This is a genomic window from Gordonia amicalis (genome assembly GCF_022059885.1).
Lineage (GTDB): Bacteria > Actinomycetota > Actinomycetes > Mycobacteriales > Mycobacteriaceae > Gordonia > Gordonia amicalis.
Genome location: NZ_CP091855.1, coordinates 1,639,743 through 1,663,717 on the forward strand (window position 1 = coordinate 1,639,743; position 23,975 = coordinate 1,663,717).

Consider the following 23,975-nt stretch of genomic DNA (forward strand, 5'->3'; position numbering starts at 1 on the left):
TCTACCCCCCCTACCCCAGCATTTACAGAAGGCAGCAAATGACGGCACACGACAACGGATCAGAATCCGAGGACAGCGGCACCGAAAATGAGCTGACTGCGGCTTCCGATAAGGCAGATCGCGGCGACGCCACTAGTGCTGCAGAATCTGCGACGTCACAGGACGTTTCCGCCTCGGACGAGGCAAGCCCCCCGACGTCCGTCGCCGAGCAGCGCTGGGGATCAGCACGCCTCCAGGTGGTGGCCGTCGGTGCTCTCGTGGTAGTACTCGCGGTGCTGGCCGGGCTCTTTGCTTACCTCTACATTGACATGCGGCAAGCAAAGACGTCCCTGGAGGACGCTGCCACACAACGAGCGCAGGCAGCGCAGGCAGCATCGGACTACACCACAAAGTCGCTCACGTACAGCTACCAAAACACCGACGCATTCTTTACCGAAGTGAAAGAGAATGCCAGCGATGCGTTGGTCAAGCGATACGACGATGTCGAACCCACCTTGACCCAAATCATGGAACAGGCCAAGGTCCAAGCGTCGGGACGCGTACTGGCGACCAGCGTCACCGGCAGCGCCAGCGAGAACCGGGGGGAATACACGGTGCTGGTCTTCGCCACCCAGAAGACCCAGAATGTTCAGAACCCTCAGCCGAGCGAACTCCCCACACTGTTGAAAGTCGTCGTGCTGAAGACCGATAACGGCTGGCAGATCCAGGATTACGGACCTGCTGAATGATCCAGCGTCCGCCGCGAAAGGAGAGTTAGATGAAAAGCACCATGCAGGAGGTGCCGATGACAGTGTCATCGATACTGCGCCACGTCGCAACCAATCACACTGTTAGGCAGGTGATTACCTATTCCGTGAACGGCTCTGCCCGGTATGCGACCTACGGCGATCTTGAAGAGCGATGCGCACGTCTGGCGAATGCTCTGCGTCGGGTCGGCGTGGTCGGCGACGACCGCGTGGCAACGATGCTGTGGAACAACCAGGAGCACCTCGAAGCGTACGCTGCGGTACCCGCGATGGGCGCGGTGCTGCATACGCTGAACATCCGGTTGTCACCGGCTCAGCTGCAGTTCATCGCGAACCACGCCGAAGACAAGGTCATTATCGTGGACGGGTCGCTGGTTCCGTTGTTGGCGGCGGTCCTACCGGGCTTGGCGACGGTTCGGGTTGTGTTCGTTACCGGCGACGGCGACACCTCCCCGCTCGACGGGCACGGCGTGACCGTGATGCGATATCATGACGCGCTCGCAGCGGAATCCCCAGTGTTCTCTTGGGTCGATCCCGACGAGCGGTCGGCTGCGGGTATGTGTTATACGAGCGGCACTACAGGCGATCCCAAGGGGGTCGTCTACAGTCATCGCTCGGTGTTTCTGCACTCCATGGCAGCGTGTACCGGTAACGCTCTGGCGATCGCAGAAGCCGATCGTGTACTTCCCGTCGTGCCGATGTTTCATGCCAGCGCCTGGGGTCTGCCCTACGCGTCGCTGATGGCCGGCGCGGACTTGCTGATGCCTGATCGATACCTTCAAGCAGCGCCGCTCGCTGACATGATCCAACAACATCGCCCCACGAAGGCAGGAGCAGTACCGACAATCTGGAACGATCTTCTTCAGTACGGTATCGCGAATCCGGGTGTCGACTTGTCATCGATCGACCTTGTCGCCTGTGGTGGAGCTCCCGTCCCGCAGTCGTTGATCGAGGGGTTTGCGGACCGCTTCGGCGTACAGATTATTCAGGCGTGGGGTATGACTGAGACGTCCCCGCTTGCAGCGGTAGGTCGGCCTCCCGCCGGGATCAGCCCCACAAAGGAAATGTCTTACCGCAAGCGACAGGGACGGGCAATTTGCGGGGTGGAGATGCGCCTCATCGACGAGGGCGGCCTGCCTGTTCCCCGTGACGACAAGTCCGTCGGTGAACTCGAAGTGCGGGGTCCGTGGGTCACAGGCAGCTACTACCGACTCGAGGACACCGAGAGGTTTCGGGATGGCTGGTTGCGGACCGGCGACGTGGGACACATCAGTCCGGACGGGTATCTGACGCTGACCGACCGATCCAAGGACGTCATCAAGTCCGGGGGCGAATGGATCTCGTCAGTGGAGCTCGAGAACTGGATCATGTCGCACCCGGATGTCGCCGAGGCCGCGGTTGTCGCGATGCCCGACCCCCGATGGCAGGAGACAGCTCTCGCTGTTGTGGTTCCGGCACCGGGTCGCGAAGTGTCGGCTGACACGCTCCACGAGTGGTGCCTAAGAAATTGCCCGGAGGAGATCCCGCACTGGTGGATCCCGAAGAACTGGACGTTCGTGGAGCAGATACCACGGACGAGCGTGGGCAAGTTCGACAAGAAGGTGTTGCGCGCGAAGCATGAGCAGGGCGAGCTGTCGGTTGTATCGAACTAGCGCCGCACGGGGTCGGCTTCGCGTCCGCACTGGCCGAGATAGGACACCGCCGAGGTAAGGCACAGATGTGCCCACCGAACGTCCTCAGCGTTCGGTGGGCACGTATTTGTTGGAGCGATGCGTCTGCCCGATGGCCCCGGTGGGACAGACAGCACCGTCACTGGGAATTGCGCGGCCATTCATCTCTCACTCATCGTTCGTTGGGCGCCGTTTTATCGAGCGTCGTAGAGTTTGCGAGGTGGACATCGCAGCCAGCGCTCCACATTCGCAGTCATCAGCACACAACATCGAAGGGGCACCATCATGGCCGAGGCTATCGTGGGCGCAATCATTACCGACATCGTCGGCGAACTGGTCACCGGATCGATCGAGTCCGGATCAGACGAAGCTACCGCTTGAGCGCTTCACAGAAGAACACACCGCCCCGTGGCTTCTGCCGCGGGGCGGTCTTTTGGTGCGCGGGGGCTCGAGTCGTAGAGTTTGCGAGGTGGACATCGCAGCCAGCGCTCCACATTCGCAGTCATCAGCACACAACATCGAAGGGGGCACCATCATGGCCGAGGCTATCGTGGGCGCAATCATTACCGACATCGTCGGCGAACTGGTCACCGGATCGATCGAGTCCGGATCAGACGAAGCTACCGCTTGAGCGCTTCACAGAAGAACACACCGCCCCGTGGCTTCTGCCGCGGGGCGGTCTTTTGGTGCGCGGGGGCTCGAAACGTATGTCGCAACACGTACTCGACGAGGCCACACCGATGAGCCATGTCCGCACACTCACCGTCCGACTCACCTCCTAAACCAACCCCACACCCACAGCCGAAGCGCATGACTTGTCCTGGACGAAGTAGCGGTCGGCGTCACGACTGGGCGCCATCGCCCCCGCCGGCACCAGTGACGGCGCTCATTGAACCTCGATCCACCGATGTCCTTGAGTGACGGAGCGTTGCGGGGCTTCTGGGGGCGTGGTGGTGGTGGAACGCGGTGGAGCTGCGGGCCTCGCTGCCCGCAGTGTTCCACTCGTTCATTTCGTCGGTGCCTTTGGCGGCAGGTCGGTCGGGTTCGTCAGCCTCGCGGTGGCGGGAGGGCGTGCGCGAACAGTGCCGATCCCACTGTTTCCCAGGGCCAGGCTTGGGGGAGATGCAATCGGATGCGGCGCCCGGAGGACGCGATCCTCGCGGGGATGGCGATGAGTTTCCGGCGGATCGTGGCCGTTGTCGCTTTCGCGAGTGCAGCACCGGTGAGGGTCGCGGCGGTGCGGGTGAGGTTGAACGCGATGACGGCGAGGACGAGCCAGGCGGCGTTCGCGGTGAAGATCCCCGAGGGCAGGTGCGCGAGGGCGGAGTGCTTCAGGTCGGCGTGGACCTGCTCGATGATCGCGTGCCCGCGGTGGACCTGGTCGGCGGTGATGGTGTCGAGGGTGCTGGTGGTGAAGAACGCGTGGAACCGGTGCGTGTCGAACAGGGTCGGCTGGGACAGCTTCTTCGCATTCAACTCCGGGATGCGCCTGACGACCAGACGCCCTTCGACCCGGTCCTTCTTCGGTTTCGAGGTGAACGCGGTGAACGGGACCTCAGCGACTTCCGCGTCAGAGGTCCAGGTGCCGGTGTCCGGGTCGTAGATCGCGTCGGTATATCGGATCTTCGTCCAGGCGTCGTCGGGGATGGTGCCGATCGCGCGTTTCACGGCCGGATCCTGCCGGGCGGTGATCGACACGTCCGCGCCGGCGCGGAGCGCGGCGGTCACGGTCGCGTGTCCGTAGTAGGCGGAGTCCGCGCGCAGCAACACGGGTGCGGCCTCCATCCCGGGGAGCCGGGCCACGGTCTTCAGCGCATCGGCGACGATCCGGGCCGCGCCCCGTGGGGAGCCGGCCGCGCCCTTGCGCAGACGCTGGGCAACGACTACGGGAGCGGACGTATCGGTGGACACCGTGGCTAGCAGCGCGTTCAGGCCGCGGACCCCGGAGTACCCGAACCCGGCGCCCTGCTTCTTCGGGCCGTGGACTTCGATGATGGTGTCATCGACATCCACGAACACCAGCCCGCCGTCGGGTCCACTCGAGACGATCGCCGCTTCACCGGCGAGGTTCACCAGGAGCCGGGAGGCGACGGCGTCGAGTTGGCGGACGTGTCCGAAGGTGAACGATCTGAGGAACGACCCCAACGTCGAGGGGGCGTAGATCGCGGTGAAGATCTTCTTCATCCCGCCGTGGCGCAGCAGCGCCATGTCATCGATCGAATCCGCCCCCGCGACCATCCCCGCCACCAGCGACGACACCTTCAACCCCGCATTCGCGCCCTTATCCGTCGGGACGCTCAACCACTGATCGGTGAGGCTGCGCAGGCCCGCCTTCTCGGCGAGACGGACGATCGGGACCAGACCGGCACTCGACACGAGATTCGGGTCATCGAATGATGCGACAGCCGTCCGTGCGGCGTGAGAAACTTGCACCTGCGAGATGCCTCTCTTTTCGGGTTCAATTGCTCCGTAGTAAGAACAATTATCCCTGATCAGAGAGGCATTCTCCGTTTACCGCGCCGACCTCCACACGTTCCCGATCGGTGGATCGAGGTTGAAACTGCCCAGTCCTGCTAACTGAAACTGCTCACTTGTGTGGCACCGCCAACAGGGCGGGCCTTCCTCGATGCTGATGGTCTCTGACCACACATCAGCCTTCGAGGGAGACCCGCTCGTTCATGCTCACACAAGGAGAATCCGTGGAAGCACATGCCCTGCGAAAGCAGGGATGGACGATCTCGGCGATTGCCCGGCACCTGGGCTGCAACCGTCGCACGATCCGCAACTATCTCAACGAGACGACCACGCCGGGAGTCCGGGCCAAACCCCAGGTCGATCCGTTCGGCGAGTTTGTCGACTACGTGACCGCGCGGCTGATGGAGGATCCGCATCTGTGGGCGCGCACGTTGTGCGACGAACTCGAGGACCTCGGCTACCGGCAGTCATATCAAACGTTGACCCGGCAGATCCGGGCGCGCGACTTGCGTCCGGTATGCACCGACTGTGCAACCGCGACCGACCGGGCCAATACGGTGATCGAGCATCCGCCGGGCGCCGAAACCCAGTGGGACTGGTGTCAACGGCGGCCGGAAACTGACCCCTTATCGACAGTCCCGGATCTTGTGAGCCAAATTAACAACAGATTGCAACGTTTGCACATGGATCGGTCGGATTCGCCCATACACACTTAAGGGGAACCTCATACGTGCAAGGAGGTGGCCATGGCCACGATCACATACACCACCCACGACGGAGACGACTACAAAGTCGATCTCGTGGAGGGAAAGTCGCTCATGCAGACCGCCGTCGACGAAGCGATCCCCGGCATCGACGGTGATTGTGGTGGCGAAGCGGCCTGCGGTACGTGTCACGTCATTGTCGACCCGGCGTGGATCAAGACCGTCGGGCACAGCGGCGAGGGCGAGGAAGAGATGCTGAGCATGCATCCGGAACGGGAAGAGACCTCGCGGCTGTCCTGCCAGATGATCGCGACTGAGGAGTGGGACGGCCTGACTGTTCGCCTCCCAGAATTCCAACTCTGACCCGCAACGACGAAGGAATGCAATCATGAGCATCGCAACCACCGTCGCCGAGAAGGCGCAATCAATGATCCCGATCGACCTTCAGATCCGAGGCGCGCATGTCTATGACAAGACCCGCCGAATCGTCACAAGGACCGACGGCCAGAAGATCTTCACCGAGACCCCGATCCCGCCGGTGGACGAGGTCGATCTCGCCGAAATCGACCTGAGCAACCCGTTCCTGTATCGCCAGGGTATGTGGCGCTCGTACTTCGAGCGTGTCCGCAACGAGGCGCCGGTGCACTTCCGTTCGGAGAGCCCGTTCGGTCCGTTCTGGTCGGTCACGCGACACGCCGACATCATCGCGGTCGACAAGAATCACGAGGCGTTCTCCGCCGAACCGTTCATCATCATCGGCAGGCCCCCGCGTTTCATGGACATCGCGATGTTCATCGCGATGGATCCACCCCGGCACGACAAGCAACGCGCCGCAGTGCAGGGCGTGGTGGCTCCGAAGAACCTTCGCGAGATGGAGGGGCTCATCCGCGCGCGCGTCCGCGAAGTCCTCGACGGCCTCCCACTCAACGAGCCGTTTGACTGGGTCCAGACTGTGTCGATCGAACTCACTGCACGCATGCTCGCGACGCTACTTGACTTCCCTTACGAGAAGCGGCACAAGCTGGTCGAATGGTCCGACCTCGCGACCTCGATGGAGCAGGCCAACGGCGGCCCCTCGGACAACGACAAGGTCTTCCGTGAGATGGTCGCGATGGCGCAAGGCCTGAGTTCGCTGTGGCGGGACAAGGCGGCACGTACCGTGGCTGGCGAAGAGCCTGGCTTCGACCTCATCACCATGCTGCAGAGCAACGAGGACACCAAGAACCTCCTCGACGATCGCCCCATGGAGTTCCTCGGCAACCTCGTGCTGCTGATCGTCGGCGGCAACGACACGACCCGCAACTCCATGAGCGGCGGAGTGCTGGCCCTCAACGAATACCCCGAGCAGTTCGAGAAGCTCAAGGCCAACCCCGACCTCATCCCCAACGCGGTGTCGGAGATCATCCGCTGGCAGACCCCTCTTGCCTACATGCGCAGGGTCGCCAAGAAGGACGTCATGCTCGGCGGCCAGTTCATCCGCAAGGGTGACAAGGTGGTGATGTGGTACGCCTCGGGCAACCGAGACGAGCGCGTCTTCGAGCGTCCAGACGAGCTCATCATCGACCGGGCCAACGCCCGCAACCACATCGCGTTCGGTTTCGGTGTACACCGCTGCATGGGCAACCGGCTCGCCGAGCTCCAGCTACGCATCCTGTGGGAGGAGCTCCTCCCTCGCTTCGACAACATCGAGGTGGTGGGTGAGCCGGAGTACGTGCAATCGAACTTTGTCCGTGGGATCAGCAAGATGATGGTTCGCCTGACCCCCAAGGGGGAAATGTGACGGCTGATCAGGTCGTCATCCTCGGCGCGAGCCACGCCGGCGTCCAACTCGCGGGCGCTCTCCGAAAGGAGAAATGGGCCGGGGATGTCTTGCTGATCGGCGACGAGGGCAGGCTCCCCTACCAGCGTCCACCGCTGTCCAAGGCATACCTGGCAGGTGCATCACAGCTTGATGACTGCGCGATCCGCGGACGTCAGTTCTACGACAAGCAGCGGATCGAGCTCGTGGACGGAACGGCGACGGCGATCAACCGTTCCGCGCACACCGTCACCCTCAGCAGTGGAGACGTGGTGTCTTACGCCACGCTGGCACTGTGCACCGGCGCGCGCGCCCGCACGCTGACCGTTCCGGGCGCCGAGTTGACGGGCGTCCACTACTTGCGCACTGCCACCGACGTCGAGGCCATCCGTGCCGCGGTGGTGCCAGGTTGCCGGGCCGTCATCGTCGGCGGCGGCTATATCGGCCTGGAGACGGCCGCCTCACTTCGAGCTCTGGGTGTGAACGTCACTGTTCTCGAGGCTGCGGAACGCGTGCTCGAGCGGGTGACCGCGCCGGTGGTCTCGAGGTTTTTCGACCGTATCCACCGGACCGAGGGTGTCGATGTTCGCACCAGCGCGTTGGTCGAGGGTTTTCGCGGGGAGGGGCGAGTCGAAGAGGTGGTCCTCGCCGACGGTGAGACCCTGGCCGCGGACCTCGTCATCGTCGGTGTCGGCATCATTCCCAACACGGATCTCGCGGTCGCCGCGGGCCTCGAGGTTGACGACGGAGTCATCGTCGACGACCATGCACGCACCAGCGACCCCGACATCGTCGCCGCCGGCGACTGCGTCAACCAACGGATCGCACGGTACGACAGGCGCGTCCGCCTCGAATGTGTGGCGGCCGCCACCGAGCAGGCCAAGGTCGCGGCAGCGACCATCTGCGGCAACGAAGCCGGTCTCACCGCGCTGCCTTGGTTCTGGTCCGATCAATACGATCTGAAGCTGCAGATCGCCGGGCTCAACACCGGGTACGACGAGGTACTGGTCAGCGGTGACCCTGACCACGACCGTGACTTCACCTGTTACTACTTCAACGACGGCGAGCTGATCGCCGCGGACTGCGTCAACAGACCCAAGGATTTCATGAACGCGAAGCGTACGATCGCACAGCGTTCGTCGCTCGACAGGTCCGAACTGATCGGAGCCACACCATGACCACATCACCCGCGGCAGCGGAAAGGCCGGCGGCGGCGCTCACAGCATCGACCTTCCTCGACATCCATCACGCGACCGTGCAGGCCTTCACCCAAGACGCGGTCGGCGACGCGGACACCGATCGCGAGAAGGCGCGGCGCCTCTTCGCCGCAGTCCGAGACCAGATCCGTTACGACCCCTACACCGTCTCTGACAAGCCCGATCATTACCGGGCCAGCCATGTCATCGAGTCCGGACGTGGGTACTGCGTACCCAAAGCGGTCGTACTGACAGCCGCGTTCCGCGCTGCAAACATACCGGCCCGGCTCGGCTTCGCCGATGTACGCAATCATCTGCAGACCGACGCGCTGCGCGAACTCATGGGAACCGACGTCTTCGTATATCACGGATACAGCCACGTCTACATCGAGGGGCGCTGGTTGAAAGCTACACCCGCGTTCAACATTGAATTGTGCACTCGATTCGGGGTCCCACCTATCGACTTCACCGGCGATCGCGACGCGTTGTTTCACGCGCACGCGGCGGACGGCTCCGCGCACATGGAGTACGTGCACGAACGCGGCGTCTACAACGACTTGCCCCTCGAGGAAATCCTGGCGGGCCTGCGGCATGCCTACGGCCCTCTGATCTTCTCGGGACGGCCAGCTCCGTCCGACGCATTCCGCGCATAGTGTGCGCTCCGGCGGGCTACCGCCGCAGGTCACTGCCCGCTCGAACACCCGTGCCACCACCTGTCGGCCAGATCCCGTCGCCACAGTGTCCACCACCACTAGGGAGACCATGACAATGTCCGAGTCGTTGCTCGACACCTATCCACACCGGATGGGCGGCCATTGCGGCTCCAGCGCGATGCGCGACTTGATGGAGTGGGCGGGACTAGGCTTCGACGGGCCACCGAACGAGGGTCTGGTGTTCGCTCTGGGCGGAGCACTCTCGCTCACGTATGTTCGCACCGACGCCCTCGTGCCGCCGTTGTATCTGGTAGGACGTGGTCCTGACTTCGAGATGGACCTCCCCCGCCGTCTCGGCGCTACGGTGGAGGTCCGGTCCACCGACGATCCCCAGCTAGGGTGGGATCTCGTCCGCGACGAACTCGACCGCGGCCGGCCCGCGCTCGTGTGGGCCGAAATTGCTGAATTGCCCTACCTGCGCGTTCAGTTGCGCATGAGTCGCCACGATATCGTCATAGTGGGCTACGACAGCGACGCAGAAATCGCTTACGTCGCAGACAACGATCGCGTCGAAATTCAACAGGTTCCCTTCGACGCGCTGGCGCGAGCCCGACGCTCGATGACCTTCCCCGAGCCGACCCGACATACGCTCTTCCGCATTGACTGGCCCGAGGCGCTACCGTCAATCGCCGTCGTGGCTGCGGAGGCGTTCGCGCAATCTGCGGCATGCATGCGCGCGCCCGCAGGATCCACGATCGCCGGCCCTGTCGAACACTCTGGGACACACGGAATAGACGCAGCCCTAGCACTATCCTCTGACGTGATGCTCTGGCATGAGCTGCCCACCGACGTGCTCGAAGTCCACCTATTCAGTCTCGGTGCATTCATCGAGAAGGCAGGTACGGGTGGTGGCCTGTTCCGACGACTACTCGCGTGTGGCTGCGACGACATCGCCCGCCTGACAGGCGACGCTGCAACCAGCGACCTCGCCAGAGATGCTCACCGAGCGGCTGCAGCATGGACAGCAGTCGCTCAGGCGGCCGTACACAAGGGCTCAACCGCTGCTACCCGGCTCGACCACGTCATCGAGGCCGCGGCAGTCCTAACTGACACTGAGTCGAGCCTCGCCACCTCACTGGACTCCGCCGCCAGATCCCTAAGGTCCGCCGTTTAGAAGAACGGAACTATCAATGTGTCGGCGACCCCAATCGGATCTCGGTGACCCGTCGGGGAATCGGATACTCCACGATGAGAACAGTTATGAGTGGTGTGAGGTTCCCCCGCATAGTGGAGCGTGGTTACGCGACCAACACGCGCTAGGGAGTGCTCATCTTTGATCACACACGGGTACATATCGCCTTCACCGCAGGTCAGATAGGTGATGTCTGAAGTCCAGACCGCATTGGCGTGTCCCCCGTGTGACGAGGCTCAAGAAGCTTCCCCAGATGTGCTCACTGAACTCCCCACCCGTGGGCGGCTCCTACTGTAGCGTCCGTCGGGTTGGTGTGGTGGCGGTGCGCTGGTTTTGGGTGCGGGCGTGGTTGGTCGCGTAGGCGGTAGGAATCGCCGTCGAGTTTGATGACGACTGAGCGGTGCAGGAGCCGGTCGAGCATGGCGGCGGCGACGGTGGTGTCGCCGAGGACTTCGCCCCATTCGGCGACCGATCGGTTGGTGGTGATCACGATCGAGGTCTTCAAATACCGTTGCGCCACAACCTGAAACAGGGCGAGGCTGCTTCGGCGGGCAACGGCAGGTAGCCCAGTTCGTCAATCACCAAAAGAGTTGGGCCGGCGAAGACCGCATGGTGGTGGCCCACCGGCCCTCGATCGCAGCTTTGTGGCAGCGGGCGGCCAGATCAGCGGCGGTAGTCACGTAGGTGCGGTAGCCGGCATGCGCCGCAGCGTGGGCCAACCCGACGGCGAGGTGAGTTTTTCCGGTGCCCGGCGGCCCGACGAGCAACACGTTGGTCGCCGACTCGAGATAGGCGCAGGTGCCCAGTTCGCGGACCAGAGCCGCGTCCACGCCGGGAGCGGCGTCGTAGTCGAACGAGTCCAGCGTCGCGGTGGTGGGCAGGCACGCGAACCGTAGGCGGCCGGCCAGTCGGCGGGCGTCGGTGGCGTCGACCTCGATCGCCAACAGATGCTCCAGGGCCTGCGTCATCGTCCAGGCTTCGTCGGTGGCGGTTTGCAGCACCCCAGGAAGCGCCTGGGCAGCCGCATCGAGCTTGAGGGTGGCCAGATGACCGCGCAGTTGTTGATCCACCGAGACCGCTGCTGGCGATTGCGGCTCGGTGGGAGAGGCAGTGGAGGTGTTCTTCGTGGTCATGGCAGAGTGTTCCTGTTCTGTGCGGCACGTTCGTAGACGGCGAGATCGATCACCGGGGCCGTTGCATCGGTGGTGGTGGCGTGACCAGAGATTTTGTCGCGCAATGCTTGTGCGGCGGCGCGTGCGGCTTCTCCGGGCGGGATTCGTTCCTTGCGGCGATGCGGACGCCCACCGCCTGAAGCGGGCCGAGCACTAGGGTTTCCAGCGCTATGACGTGACCGTGGTCACGGACCTGGGCGCCCGAACCCGGGGCGGCCAGCCGGTGGCGGGCGATCACGATCCCGGAGGCGGTAGCGATGTCGATATGGTCGTCGCCGAGCGCTTCTCGCCCGGTGACCTCACTCATCGCGATCTCCGGCGGTACCGAGTACTGGTTGCCCCGCCAGGCGACCAACGCCTGCCGGGAGACCTGCCGGGTTTCGGTCAGGATCGCCGGATACGGGGCTGCTGGCGGCGCGGTCAGGGGTTCACGGGCGGCGGCCGTGATCACCGATGCCCGCCCATCGGCGGTCGGCCGTATCCGCGCATCCGAACGGGTGCGGCAGAACGTGTCCAGGCCGGTTTGCGCGGCCTCCACCGTTGTCTCGTCAGGAAGAGTGCGCCACCAGCGTTGTGCTGCAGTGTGATTGGACTTCTCCACCACACCTTTGCGGTTGCCGCGTCGGGGCGGGCACACTGCGACTGACACCCCGTAGTATTTGGCGACCGCGGCGAACTCGGCGGTCACCTCGCCGCTGGCCGGGTGACAGACGGTGGCCATCCGGTCAAACCGCCACGACTTCGTCACGCCACCGAGTCGGCGGGTGATGCGATCGAGTCCGCGATCACCTGCGGGCGGGTCATATCCGGGGCCAGGTAGCCACGCCACATCCCTGAATGTGCCAACGACCCGACAAGTAGGAAAGCTGTCTTCACGGAAGGGGCCGACGGCATGGGCTACCGGGAGGTTGCAGTGGAAGAGATCAGAGAAGTCCTGCGGTTGTGGTTGGGCCTTGCGGTGGGGTTACCGGCGCCGGGTCTGCGCACGATCGCCGCGCGTGCGGGTGTCGATAGGAAGACGGTGCGACGCTACATCGCGGCGGCGCAGGCGGCGGGGTTGACGCGCGATGTCGGTGCGTCGGCACTGACCGATGAGTTGCTCGGTGCGGTGGTGGCCGGGGTGCGTCCGGCGCGGCCGAATGGTCATGGCCAGGCGTGGGAAGCGTTGGTGCCGTTCAGCGAACAGATCACGCAGTGGGTGAGGGGAGGAACGCCGGAGAATCCAGAACCGTTGACGGTGACGAAGATTCACATCCTGCTGGCCCGTCAGGGGTGTGTGGTCCCGTATCGGACGCTGGTGCGGTTCGCGACCGAGTGCTGTGGGTATCGCCGCACCACGACCACGGTGCGGGTGGCCGATGGGGATCCCGGGGTGGAGTGCCAGATCGACTTCGGCTACCTCGGGATGCTCGATGATGCGGCAACAGGTAAGCGCCGCAAAGTGTTCGCGCTGGTGTTCACCGCCGGGAGGTGTCAGATGGTCTGTGTAAGTCCAGTGCTCATCAGTGAGAGGAAGATCTATGAGCACGGCGTTAGACGACAAGCAGCAAGCTCACGACGACGAACCGTTGCCTGAGCTGGCCGAGCCCTGCTCGACCGCGGAAGTGGCCGAGGCATTGCAGGCCTCGGGCATGGTCGATGAGTTGCTCGCCCAGTTCGATACCGGACAGGTCCAGATCACCGGCGAGGGCGGATTGATCCCGGGCCTGATCAAGCTGGCCCTCGAACGCGGTTTGAAGGCCGAGCTGACCGATCACCTCGGCTATGAGAAGGGTGATCCGGCCGGTCGGGAGTTGCCCAACGCCCGCAACGGTTCGAGCCCGAAAACGGTGGCCTCTGAGGCCGGGCCGGTCGAGCTGAACATTCCTCGTGACCGTGACGGGACGTTCACCCCGCGGCTGGTCCCGAAGGGCTCCCGCCGGCTTGGCGGTCTCGATGACATCATCATCTCGCTGTACGCCGGCGGCATGACGTTGCGCGATATCCAACACCATTTGGCCTCCACGATCGGCACCGATCTCTCGCACGAGACGATCTCCAAGATCTGCGACGAGGTCCTTGATGCGGTCGATGAATGGCAGAACCGGCCGCTGGAGCCGTTGTATCCCGTCATCTACCTCGACGCCCTGGTGGTGAAGGTCAAAGACGGCGCCCATGTTCGAAACAAGCAGGCCCACATCGCTATTGGCGTCGACATGGCCGGCGTCAAGCATGTGCTGGGAATCTGGATACAGGCCGAAGAAGGCGCCAAGTTCTGGGCCGGGGTGGGTGCGAATCTGGCCAACCGCGGCGTCAAGGACGTGCTGATCGTGTGCTGTGATGGGCTCACCGGATTGCCCGAGGCAATCGAGGCGACCTGGCCGCTGGCCACGGTGCAAACCTGTGTGGTGCATCTGATCCGTAACTCAATGCGATTCGTGAACTACAAAGACCGCAAAGACGTGGCCCGGGCGATCAAACCGATCTACACCGCCCCCGATGCCGAGACCGCTCGGCGTGAGTGGGAGGCTTTCCGGGACTCAGAGCTGGGGGTCAAGTATCCGAGTGCGGCATTGGCATTCGACCGCGCGTGGGATCGGTTCATCCCGTTCCTGGCGTTCCCTCCCGAGCTGCGCAAAGTCATCTACACCACGAACTCGATCGAGTCATTGAACTACCAGCTGCGCAAGGTCATCAAGAACCGCGGCCATTTCCCCAACGACATCGCGGTCCGCGAACTGTTGTGGCTGGCCATCTGCGACATCGAGGACAAACGAGCCGCTCAACGACTCAAAGAGCGCGGGACCAGGCGGTCACAGCCCCGTAAGGCCCTCGGACGACTGGTCGAGGGCCAGGTCGTCACCAACTGGAAACAGGCCCTCGGACAACTCGCCCTGGCCTACCCCGACCGGATCGACCCCACCTCAGCTAAACCCCACAGACCACAAGAAAATCAGGAGTCACGTTCTTACACAAACATCTTGACAAGCTCCCCGAGTCGCCACACCAACCGACAAGCCGCGGGTAGAACGCACCATCCACTACGTGCAGAACAACTTTTGGGCCGGTGAGCGATTCTCGAGCCTGCCCGATGCCCAGGCCGCCGCGGTGGCGTGGTGCCAGAGCACCGCGGGGCTGCGGATTCACGGCACCACCGCCGCCGCGCCAGCGGTGCTGTTCGACACAGACGAGCGCGCCCACCTGTTACCGATACCGGCCGACTACGACGTACCGATCTTCAAAACTGTCAAGGTGCACAGAGACTTTCACGCCTCGGTCGGCAAAGCACTGTACTCACTGCCCGAAACCTGGATCGGCTCGACACTGGACGTTCGCCTGGACAGCGAAGCGGTGAAGTTCTATCACCGCGGCGAGTTGGTCAAGCAACACCCGCGCCAGCCCGCCGGTGGGCAGAGCACCGACCCCAACGACTACCCCGCAGACAAGGCCGCCTACGCGCTGCGCAACATCAGCAAGCTGCAGGCCACCTGCGAGCATCACGGCCCCCATATCGGGCTCTACGCGGCCCGTATCGTCGACGACCCGCGCCCGTGGTCTCGGGTGCGGGCGGTGTACACCCTGCTCGGCCTGGTGCGCACCTACGGGCCCGGACCTGTCGATGCTGCCTGTGCCACCGCCCTGGAGTTCGATGTCATCGCCGTGCCCAAGATCGCCTCGATGCTTGAGCAGGCCACCGAGAACACCACCCCGGACATGCCCGTGGCCGCCGGGTCGGAATCGTCTCGCTTTGCCCGCGACCCCTCCGAATACGCAACCAACAGAACACAGTTGACACTTGTTCCTAACCCCGACAACACCATTCAGGAGTGAACCGATGACCCGAACCACCAACAGTGTGCCCGAACCTGTCGGCGCCGACATGCTCGGCCTGCTCAAAACCCTCAAACTCGGAGCCCTCGCCGACACCCTGCCCCAACGCGCAGCCCTGGCCCGCCAACACAAAACCTCGCACCTGACGTTCCTGCAACAATTGCTCGCCGATGAAGTCTCACGGTGACGGGGCTCAAGAAACTTCCCCAGGTGTGCTCACTGAAATTCCCCACCCGTGGGCGGCTCCTACTGTAGCGTCCGTCGGGTTGGTGCGGTGGCGGTGCGCTGGTTTTGGGTGCGGGCGTGGTGGTCGCGTAGCCGGTAGGAATCGCCGTCGAGTTTGAGCACGACGGAGCGGTGTAGCAGTCGGTCGAGCATGGCGGCGGCGACGGTGGTGTCGCCGAGGACTTCACCCCATTCGGCGACTGACCGGTTGGTGGTGATCACGATGCTTGTCTTCAAATATCGTTGTGCCACAACTTGAAACAGCGCTGACGCGGCTTCGGCCGGTAGCGGCAGGTATCCGAGTTCGTCGATCACCAGCAGGGTGGGACCGGCGAAGAATCGCATGCAGGTGGCCCAGCGGCCCTCGATGGCGGCTTTGTGGCAGCGGGCGGCCAGATCCGCGGCGGTGGTCACATACGTGCGGTAGCCGGCGTGCACCGCGGCATGCGCCAGCCCGACGGCGAGGTGGGTTTTGCCGGTGCCGGGCGGTCCGATGAGCAGCACGTTGGTGGCCGATTCGAGGTAGGCGCAAGTGCCCAGTTCGCGGATCAATGCTCGGTCGACTCCGGGGGCGGCGTCGTAGTCAAACCCGTCCAGGGTGGCGGGGGTGGGCAGGGCAGGCGAACCGCAGCCGCCCGGCCAGGCGGCGGGCCTCGGTGGCATCGACCTCGATGCCGAGGAGGTGCTCGAGGGTGTAGGTCATCGTCCACTCCTGCTCGGCGGCGGTCTGCAGCACCTGCGGTAGGGCTTGCGCGGCGGAGTCGAGTTTGAGTGCGGCGAGATGCCCACGTAGCTGCTGATACACCGAGACCGCCGATTGTGACTGCGGTGCATCACTGTTCGGATTGGAGGTGGTGGTGGTTTCGTCGGTCTTGTTGGTCATGGGAGTTGGGTCCTGTTCTGTGCGGCGCGTTCGTACACGCTCAGATCGATCACCGACGCCTCGGTCGGTGTGGCGGGGTGGGCGGTTGCGCGGCGCAGCGCTTCTGCAGCTTGTCGGGCGGTCTGGCCGGGTGGGATGCGTTCCTTGCGGCGATGCGGTCGGCGACTCGATGAGGCGCCGGCCTGGGCCAGGGTGTCCAAGGCGACGACATGGCCGTGGTCACGCACTTGGGCTCCCGAGCCGGCAGTGGCCAGGCGGTGGCGGGCGATCACGATGCCCGAGTCGGTGGCGATGTCGATATGCCCGTCACCGAGACGCTCACTGACGTGCACGTCGCTCATCGCCAACTCCGGGGGCACCGAGTACTGGTTGCCCTTCCATGCCACCAGCGCCTGGCGAGACACTTTCCGCACCTCGGTGACCGTCGTCGGGTACGGAGCTGCTGGCGGGGCGCTCAGGGGTTCGCGTTTGGCGATGGTGGCCACGTTCGAGCGCCCATCTTTGGTTCGGCGCACCCGAACATCCGAGCGGGTCCGGCAGAACGTGTCGCAACTGGTCTGGGCTTGCTCGACGGTCAGCTCGTCAGGAAGTGTGCGCCACCAGCGTTGCGCGGCAATGTGATTGGACTTCTCCACCACACCCTTGCGGTTCCCGCGCCGGGGTGGGCACACGGCCACCGAGACGCCGTAATGCTTGGCGACGCCGGCTGTCCATGGCCATGAGAAAGTCCCCACTGGTGGCCAGGTCGAGGTCCCCGCTGGTGGCCAGATAAAAGTCCCCACCCTGTGTTCGTCGTGTCGACCCGGAACTGAGGGCCCAGGCGATGACGGTGAAGGTGCCAACCGATCACCATCACCGCCTGGGAGTTCCATTGAAGTCTGCGAAGGACCGTATGGACATCATTTCTGCTTACCGAGAACTCGGAAGCTATCGCGCCGCAGCCGAGGTGTGCGGCACCACCCACAAGACCGTCAAACGTGTGGTCGACCGGTTCGAGGCCGACGATCAACCACCCGATCGCAAGGAACGGGCCCGCAACTACGACACCGTCGCCGAGCTGGTCGCCGAGAGAGTCGAGCGGTCACACGGCCGGATCACCGCCAAACGTCTGCTACCAGTAGCGCGAGCGGCGGGCTATGCAGGCTCGGCCCGCAACTTCCGTCGTCTCGTCGCCCAGGAGAAAACACAGTGGCGCCGTGATCACCATCGTGGGCGTCGCCCGGCAGTGTGGGCTCCGGGTGACTACCTGGTCATCGATTGGGCCGTGATCGGCGGCCTGCACATGTTCTGCGCGGTGTTGGCGTTCTCACGCTGGCGGTTCGTTCGGTTCGCCACCAATGAAACATCCACCACCACACTCGGATTCATCGCTGAAGCCTTTGAGGAGATCGGTGGAGTACCCAACAAGGTACTCGCTGATCGGATGGGCTGCCTCAAAGGTGGAGTCGTCGCCAACGTCGTCGTACCCACCCCCTCGTATGTGCGGTTTGCCACCCACTACGGGTTCGCCCCGGATTTCTGTCACGGCGCCGATCCGGAATCGAAAGGGATCGTGGAGAACCTCTGCGGGTACGCGCAGTCAGATCTGGCGCAACCGTTGTGGACCGAAGCCAAGATCGCCGCTGGTCGTGACGACGTGCAGCTGGATGTGCACGCAGCGAACCGGGCCGCGCGGGACTGGTGTGTCGAGGTCAACACCCGCCGCCACAGCGACACACTGTGCGTGCCTGCTGAGCAACTCGATGTGGAACGAGAAGTGCTGTCGACGTTGCCATCTCTGCGGGCCCAAGTCGGCCCACCGCCGGTCACCCGAAAGGTCGATCGCCTCTCATGTATCCGGTACGCCTCGGCCCGCTACTCGGTACCCAACCGGCTCATCGGCACCACCGTGACCCTCATCCAGGACGGTGAACGGCTCCTGATCGCCGAACCCGCCTCAGGCGAGGTGATCGCCGAACATCTGCTGGCCGCACCCGGAGAGGTCGTCCTCAACGATGACCACTACGGCGGGCCACGCACACCGCCCAGTCGTGCACCACGACCCAAAACCGCAGCAGAGAAGCAGTTCTGCGCTCTCGGTGAGGTTGCTGAGCAGTTCCTGGTCGGTGCCGCCGCGATCGGTAACACCCGCCTAAGCGGTGAACTCGACGACATCCTCGGGCTCGTCACCTCCCACGGCCACGAACAGGTGCTCACCGCCCTGACCAGGGCGGTGGCATTCCGACGGTTCAAGGCCGCCGATGTGCGTTCGATCCTCGATGCCGGAGCCGGCACCCCCAACCCGCGACCGGCCGGCACAGCACTGCTCGGGCACCTGCCTACCGCGCCCACCCGCTCGCTGGATGCCTACAAGCTCGGCGCCGGCGACAAGGAGGTGTCATGACCACCACAACATCGACATCAGTTGCACCAACAGTGCCGCCACTACCGGCCGACCTCGACCAAGCGCTACGCCGATTGAAGCTCGCCTCGATCCGCCGCACCGCACCCGAGGTACTGCTCACCGCGAAAACCCAGCGATGGACACCCGAAGAAGTGCTGCGGACCCTGGTCGAAGCCGAGATCGCCGCTCGTGATGCCTCCAACATCCGCAACCGACTCAAAGCTGCCGGGTTCCCGGTCACCAAAACCCTGGAATCGTTCGACGTGGCCGCATCCTCCATCCCGGCCAACACCTTCGAATACCTATCCTCACTGGAATGGGTTCGAGCCCAACACAATCTGGCCTTGATCGGCCCAGCCGGGACTGGCAAGAGTCACACCCTGATCGGGCTGGGGATCGCCGCAGTACACGCCGGACACAAAGTGCGGTACTTCACCGCCGCCGACCTCGTGGAGACCCTGTATCGCGGACTGGCCGACAACACCGTCGGCAAAACCATCGACACCCTGCTACGCCAAGATCTGCTCATCCTCGACGAGATCGGATTCGCACCACTCGACGACACCGGCACCCAACTTGAATCGCCCCGGGGTTGTCGGAGGCTCTCGAACCTGTGAAGGATGGAGAGCATGGCAGCACCACGGAAGTACAGCGTTGAGCTGAAGGAGCGGGCGACGCGGATGGCGATGGAAGCCCGCCGGGACCCGGCTACGCGGCCGGGAGCGCTCAAACGCATCGGCGACCAACTCGGCGTGCACCCGGAGGCGCTGCGCACCTGGGTCAAACAGGCCGAGATCGATGGCGGGGTGCGACCGGGCACCACGACCGGCGAGGCTGAGCGAATCGCGCAACTGGAGCGGGAGAACCGTGAGCTGCGACGGGCGAACACCATCTTGAAGCAGGCCTCGGCTTTCTTTGCGGCGGAGATCGACCGCCCACAGCGCTGATCGTGGAGTTCGTCGCCGCTTCCCGTGACGAACACGGAGTCGATCCGATCTGTGCGGCCCTACGCGACACGGCCGCCCAGATCGCTCCGTCCACAGTCCGAGCCCATCTGAGCTCTCGACGAATCGAGGCGCCACGAGTGGTCCGCGACCGCGAGATCCTCGGCGAGATCCGCACCGTGCATGCCGACAACCTCGGCGTCTACGGTGCCCGCAAAGTTCATGCCGAACTGCGCAGGAAGGGTGTCGGCGTGGCACGGTGCACCGTTGAACGATTGATGAAAGCTGATGGGCTGCACGGGATACCGCGGCTGAAGACGCGGAAGACCACTCGCAGCGAGGGGGCCGAAACTCCGCGGCCGGCCGATCGGGTGAAACGCCAGTTCACCGCGGCGGCGCCCAACGCGCTGTGGGTGGCCGACCTGACCTACATCCGTACCCACTCGGGTTGGGTGTATGCCGCATTCATCCTCGACGTCTTCTCAAGGATGGTCGTGGGCTGGCAGGTCTCGACCACCATGCACACCAGCCTTGCCCTTGATGCCCTGGACATGGGATTGTGGGCGCGTTCGCGTGCCGGCCAGGAGGTGGCCGGCCTTATCCACCACTCCGACCGCGGCGTGCAGTATCGAGCCATCCGCTACACCGAACGTCTCGCCGAGGCCGAAGCGGTGACTTCGGTTGGCTCCAAGGGTGATTCGTACGACAATGCGATGGCCGAGGCATTCAACTCGTTGTTCAAAGCCGAGTGCATCCGGAACCCGGTGATGCGTCCTCGAGGTGGCTGGAGTGGTGTCGGCGAGGTTGAGATCGCTGTCGCCGAGTACATCGATTGGTTCAATCACCGCCGCCTGCACGGCGAGATCGGACACGTCCCGCCGGTCGAGTACGAGACCGCCTACTGGTCGACCCACCCGGTCACCAGCTACCGTGAGAACCCGGTCCCGGCAACCGCTGGAACCAACTAACCGAGCCTCCAGCAAACCCGGGGCGATTCAACTACTGTTCCGGCTCGTCGCCGGCGCCTACGAACGCCGCTCTCTCGCGATCGCCAGCCACTGGCCCTTCGAACAATGGGGACGATTCCTGCCCGAACACACCACCGCCGCCAGCATCCTCGACCGGCTCCTACACCACGCCACCATCGTCATCACCGACGGCGACTCCTACCGCATGACACACCGAACGGAGGTACCACCCACCTAGAACATCCCGCACAGGGTGGGGACTTTTACCTGGCCACCAGCGGGGACATCAAACTGGCCGTTGACACCGGCGAACTCGGCGGTCAACGCGCCGGTTGCCGGGTGACACACCGTGGCCATCCGGTCGAACCGCCACGACTTGGTGACCCCACCCAAGCGGCGGGTGATGCGGTCGATACCGGCGATCACCTGCGGGCGGGTCATATCCGGTGCCAGATAGCCACGCCACCGCCCCGAATGCGACAGTGACCCGACCAGCAGGAATGCGGTCGAACCCCAACCCCACTGCGCTGGAGGATTCGGCAACTCCACCCAATCCCATTGTGTCTCTTCACCCGGCGGGTGTTCGATGATCGCATTCGCCCGTTCGGTGACCTGCGCGCAGTCCGCACACTTCGGTCGCAGACCGCGAGTCCGGATCTGGCGGGTCAGGGTCTGATACGACTGGGTGTAGCCGAGGTCCTCGAGTTCATCGCACAACGTGCGTGACCACAGATGCGGGTCCTCGTCGAGTCGGGCCCGGACATAGTCGAGGTAGGGGTCGAACGGATCAACCGCCGGCCTCTTGCGCTGGCCCGGGGTGCGCTCACCGTTGAGGTAGGCCCGGATCGTCTTTCTATCGTGGCCGGTGTGGCGGGCGATCGCCGAGATCGTCCACCCCCGGTTGTGCAGTGCATGTACTTCCACATCGTTCTCCCGTGTCAACATGAAAGCGGGCCTCCCGAGGTTGCTGGTGAGTGGTCAGAGACCATCAGCATCACGGGAGGCCCGCCTACTCTGGCGGAGCCACACGGGTGGGGAATTCAGATGAGCATCACTGGGGAATTTCGATGAGCGCCGTCAACGGCGTGAATCCAGCTCCGCCGCCCGACGATCAGCCAAGGCAGGTCTCGACCCCAGCATGCGGATCGACAACTGGCGCGCGGCAGACGATCTACTCTACGACCGCCCCCTGCTCGAGGACCTCACCACCCTGCGGTTCATCGACGCCGGCCACTCCGCGATCCTGCTCGGCCCCGTCGGAGTCGGCAAAACGCACCTAGCAAACGCGTTGGGCCACATGGCTATCGGCCGACGCAAAACAGTGCTGTTCGCGCGAGCGGACAAACTGTTCCACCGGCTCAAAGCCGCCCGCCTCGACAACAGCGTCGACGCCGAACTCCGCCGCATCACCGCCGTCGACATCCTGATCATCGACGACTTCGCACTCAGAGCGCTCGACGCGACCGAAACCAACGACTTCTACGAACTCATCGTCGAACGCCACCAGCAGACCAAGACCACCATCGTCACATCCAACCGAGAACCCGCCGAATGGCTCACCATGACCGCCGACGCGCTACTGGCCCAATCGGCCATCGACCGACTCACCTCACGCGCGCACACCCTCGTCATCGAAGGCCCCTCCTACCGCCAACGACACCGACCCGGACTTGACCGACCCAACCCCGCAGAGCATCCTCAATAACGCGCCAAGGTGGTCCCATCCTCGTGGCAATCCAGGCGGTCCCATAGCAGTGGCAAATGACATACGGTGATCGAGCATCCGCCGGGCGCCGAAACCCAGGGGGACTGGGTGGAGCTGCCTGATCCTCCTGCCGAATGGGGGTGGGCGTGAACATCGTCACGGCCGAGTCAACGGACAAAATGAAGGACCACCAGCGCGACGCGCCGGTGGTCCCATAACTGGCAATCCAGGTGGTCCCATCCCTATGGCAAACAATCAGCCCAGGTGGTCCCTTCACGGTGGCAAATGACACCGTATTGGCCCGGTCGGTCGCGGTTGCACAGTCGGTGCATACCGGACGCAAGTCGCGCGCCCGGATCTGCCGGGTCAACGTTTGATATGACTGCCGGTAGCCGAGGTCCTCGAGTTCGTCGCACAACGTGCGCGCCCACAGATGCGGATCCTCCATCAGCCGCGCGGTCACGTAGTCGACAAACTCGCCGAACGGATCGACCTGGGGTTTGGCCCGGACTCCCGGCGTGGTCGTCTCGTTGAGATAGTTGCGGATCGTGCGACGGTTGCAGCCCAGGTGCCGGGCAATCGCCGAGATCGTCCATCCCTGCTTTCGCAGGGCATGTGCTTCCACGGATTCTCCTTGTGTGAGCATGAACGAGCGGGTCTCCCTCGAAGGCTGATGTGTGGTCAGAGACCATCAGCATCGAGGAAGGCCCGCCCTTGTAGGCGGTGCCACACAAGTGAGCAGTTTCAGTTAGCAGGACTGGGCAGTTTCAATGAGCGCCGTCACGCAGCGGAGTCGAGTTTGAGTACAGCGAGGTGCCCACGTAGTTGCTGGTACACCGAGATCGACGATTGTGACTGCGGTGCAGCACTGTTCGAGTCGTCAGCAGCTGTCGCACTGGTGGTGGTCATGGGAGTTGGGTCCTGTTCTGTGCGGCGCGTCGTACACGCTCAGATCGATCACCGACGCCTCTGTCGGCGTGGCGGGATGTGTGGTTGTGGTGTTGCGGCGCAGCGCTTCTGCGGCGTTTCGTGCGGTCTCGCCGGGCGGGATGCGTTCCTTGCGGCGATGCGGCCGGCGACTGGAGGAGGCGCCGGCTTGGGTCAGGGTGTCCAAGGCGACGACATGGCCGTGGTCACGCACCTGCGCTCCCGATCCGGCAGTGGCGAGGCGGTGGCGGGCGATCACGATGCCCGCATCGGTGGCGATGTCGATATGCCCGTCGCCCAGTCGCTCACTGACGTGCACTTCGCTCATCCGTGCCGGCGCGGTCTTCCACAAAGGCAAACTGCTCGAACGGCCCACCGACATCACCCCACCGCAACCGCCTTCAAACGGTGACGAGCGCACCGGAACGGAGGTCGCCTGAAACACCCCGATCCACAGGTCTTGACAATTTCTCCACATCGCCGTGGAGTCACCCATACCGTCTAGCGTTGTACGGACGCAATTC

The 23,975-nt window shown here is 63.9% G+C and carries 13 protein-coding genes, 13 pseudogenes and 1 other annotated feature; of the genes and pseudogenes, 18 read left to right on the forward strand and 8 right to left on the reverse strand.

The window, feature by feature from the left end:
- Positions 1-38 precede the first annotated feature (38 nt).
- The 3 genes from IHQ52_RS07550 to IHQ52_RS07560 all read left to right on the forward strand — a co-directional run bounded on the left by IHQ52_RS07550 (position 39) and on the right by IHQ52_RS07560 (position 3,047).
- Positions 39-728 (forward strand): hypothetical protein, encoded by a 690-nt coding sequence (locus IHQ52_RS07550; protein WP_006437586.1) that lies wholly within the window; start codon positions 39-41, stop codon positions 726-728.
- Between the two features lie 29 nt (positions 729-757).
- Positions 758-2,398, forward strand: a complete 1,641-nt coding sequence (locus tag IHQ52_RS07555; RefSeq protein WP_006437587.1) for a long-chain fatty acid--CoA ligase — start codon at positions 758-760, stop codon at positions 2,396-2,398.
- A 487-nt stretch (positions 2,399-2,885) separates the two neighbouring features.
- Entirely contained in the window at positions 2,886-3,047 is a 162-nt protein-coding gene (locus IHQ52_RS07560; RefSeq protein ID WP_191834749.1) for a hypothetical protein, read from the forward strand.
- Between the two features lie 416 nt (positions 3,048-3,463).
- Here the strand turns inward: IHQ52_RS07560 and IHQ52_RS07565 are convergent, their stop codons facing one another.
- On the reverse strand, positions 3,464-4,849 hold the full coding sequence (locus tag IHQ52_RS07565) for an IS1380 family transposase (protein WP_006436550.1): 1,386 nt from the start codon (positions 4,847-4,849) through the stop codon (positions 3,464-3,466).
- Positions 4,850-5,094: 245 nt separating this feature from the next.
- Here IHQ52_RS07565 and IHQ52_RS07570 point away from each other — a divergent pair.
- From IHQ52_RS07570 to IHQ52_RS07595, 6 genes and pseudogenes are all read left to right on the forward strand, one after another.
- A pseudogene (locus IHQ52_RS07570) lies at positions 5,095-5,496 on the forward strand (helix-turn-helix domain-containing protein); the annotation flags it as partial.
- 141 nt (positions 5,497-5,637) lie between these two features.
- On the forward strand, positions 5,638-5,958 hold the full coding sequence (locus IHQ52_RS07575) for a 2Fe-2S iron-sulfur cluster-binding protein (protein WP_006437589.1): 321 nt from the start codon (positions 5,638-5,640) through the stop codon (positions 5,956-5,958).
- A 25-nt stretch (positions 5,959-5,983) separates the two neighbouring features.
- Positions 5,984-7,375, forward strand: a complete 1,392-nt coding sequence (locus IHQ52_RS07580; protein ID WP_006437590.1) for a cytochrome P450 — start codon at positions 5,984-5,986, stop codon at positions 7,373-7,375.
- Positions 7,372-8,571, forward strand: a complete 1,200-nt coding sequence (locus IHQ52_RS07585) for an NAD(P)/FAD-dependent oxidoreductase (protein WP_006437591.1) — start codon at positions 7,372-7,374, stop codon at positions 8,569-8,571. Before IHQ52_RS07580 ends, IHQ52_RS07585 begins: the two co-directional genes overlap by 4 nt.
- Positions 8,568-9,242, forward strand: a complete 675-nt coding sequence (locus IHQ52_RS07590) for a transglutaminase-like domain-containing protein (protein WP_005195131.1) — start codon at positions 8,568-8,570, stop codon at positions 9,240-9,242. Before IHQ52_RS07585 ends, IHQ52_RS07590 begins: the two co-directional genes overlap by 4 nt.
- 115 nt (positions 9,243-9,357) lie before the next feature.
- The gene (locus tag IHQ52_RS07595; protein WP_006437593.1) at positions 9,358-10,416 is read left to right on the forward strand and encodes a BtrH N-terminal domain-containing protein; all 1,059 of its coding nucleotides are present in this window, start codon (positions 9,358-9,360) and stop codon (positions 10,414-10,416) included.
- Between the two features lie 306 nt (positions 10,417-10,722).
- Here IHQ52_RS07595 and istB (IHQ52_RS07600) read toward each other — a convergent pair.
- Positions 10,723-11,567 (reverse strand): annotated as a pseudogene (gene istB, locus IHQ52_RS07600) (IS21-like element helper ATPase IstB).
- Positions 11,564-12,479: pseudogene (locus tag IHQ52_RS07605) on the reverse strand (Mu transposase domain-containing protein); the annotation flags it as partial. The pseudogenes IHQ52_RS07605 and istB (IHQ52_RS07600), both read right to left, overlap by 4 nt.
- Positions 12,480-12,519: 40 nt before the next feature.
- On the opposite strand from IHQ52_RS07605, the gene IHQ52_RS07610 reads away from it, so the two are divergent.
- The 4 genes and pseudogenes from IHQ52_RS07610 to IHQ52_RS07625 form a co-directional block, all read left to right on the forward strand.
- Positions 12,520-13,182, forward strand: a complete 663-nt coding sequence (locus IHQ52_RS07610; protein ID WP_312028961.1) for a hypothetical protein — start codon at positions 12,520-12,522, stop codon at positions 13,180-13,182.
- Positions 13,127-14,506, forward strand: a pseudogene (locus tag IHQ52_RS07615) (IS256 family transposase); the annotation flags it as partial. The gene IHQ52_RS07610 and the pseudogene IHQ52_RS07615, both read left to right, overlap by 56 nt.
- A 124-nt stretch (positions 14,507-14,630) precedes the next feature.
- On the forward strand, positions 14,631-15,416 hold the full coding sequence (locus IHQ52_RS07620; protein WP_010844946.1) for a Mu transposase domain-containing protein: 786 nt from the start codon (positions 14,631-14,633) through the stop codon (positions 15,414-15,416).
- Positions 15,417-15,420: 4 nt separating this feature from the next.
- Positions 15,421-15,600 (forward strand): annotated as a pseudogene (locus IHQ52_RS07625) (ATP-binding protein); the annotation flags it as partial.
- A 62-nt stretch (positions 15,601-15,662) separates the two neighbouring features.
- On the opposite strand, the pseudogene istB (IHQ52_RS07630) reads toward IHQ52_RS07625, so the two are convergent.
- Together istB (IHQ52_RS07630) and IHQ52_RS07635 are read right to left on the reverse strand one after the other, a co-directional pair.
- Positions 15,663-16,524: pseudogene (gene istB / locus IHQ52_RS07630) on the reverse strand (IS21-like element helper ATPase IstB).
- Positions 16,521-17,231 (reverse strand): annotated as a pseudogene (locus IHQ52_RS07635) (Mu transposase domain-containing protein); the annotation flags it as partial. The pseudogenes IHQ52_RS07635 and istB (IHQ52_RS07630), both read right to left, overlap by 4 nt.
- Before the next feature lie 164 nt (positions 17,232-17,395).
- Here IHQ52_RS07635 and istA point away from each other — a divergent pair.
- From istA to IHQ52_RS07655, 4 genes and pseudogenes are all read left to right on the forward strand, one after another.
- A complete protein-coding gene (istA, locus tag IHQ52_RS07640; protein WP_075863973.1) occupies positions 17,396-18,907 on the forward strand; it encodes an IS21 family transposase in 1,512 nt (503 codons plus the stop codon).
- Positions 18,904-19,485 (forward strand): annotated as a pseudogene (locus IHQ52_RS07645) (ATP-binding protein); the annotation flags it as partial. The gene istA and the pseudogene IHQ52_RS07645, both read left to right, overlap by 4 nt.
- 51 nt (positions 19,486-19,536) lie before the next feature.
- Positions 19,537-20,819, forward strand: a pseudogene (locus tag IHQ52_RS07650) (IS3 family transposase).
- Positions 19,815-19,943 (forward strand) — a sequence feature (AL1L pseudoknot). It overlaps the preceding pseudogene by 129 nt.
- 28 nt (positions 20,820-20,847) lie before the next feature.
- Positions 20,848-21,057: pseudogene (locus IHQ52_RS07655) on the forward strand (ATP-binding protein); the annotation flags it as partial.
- 44 nt (positions 21,058-21,101) lie between these two features.
- On the opposite strand, the pseudogene IHQ52_RS07660 reads toward IHQ52_RS07655, so the two are convergent.
- A pseudogene (locus IHQ52_RS07660) lies at positions 21,102-21,764 on the reverse strand (transposase); the annotation flags it as partial.
- A gap of 136 nt (positions 21,765-21,900) precedes the next feature.
- Between IHQ52_RS07660 and IHQ52_RS07665 the strand changes: the two are divergent.
- Positions 21,901-22,524: pseudogene (locus IHQ52_RS07665) on the forward strand (ATP-binding protein); the annotation flags it as partial.
- A 259-nt stretch (positions 22,525-22,783) separates the two neighbouring features.
- Here the strand turns inward: IHQ52_RS07665 and IHQ52_RS07670 are convergent.
- Positions 22,784-23,170: pseudogene (locus tag IHQ52_RS07670) on the reverse strand (helix-turn-helix domain-containing protein); the annotation flags it as partial.
- Between the two features lie 234 nt (positions 23,171-23,404).
- Positions 23,405-23,947, reverse strand: a complete 543-nt coding sequence (locus IHQ52_RS23755) for a hypothetical protein (RefSeq protein ID WP_243829161.1) — start codon at positions 23,945-23,947, stop codon at positions 23,405-23,407.
- Positions 23,948-23,975: the final 28 nt, after the last annotated feature.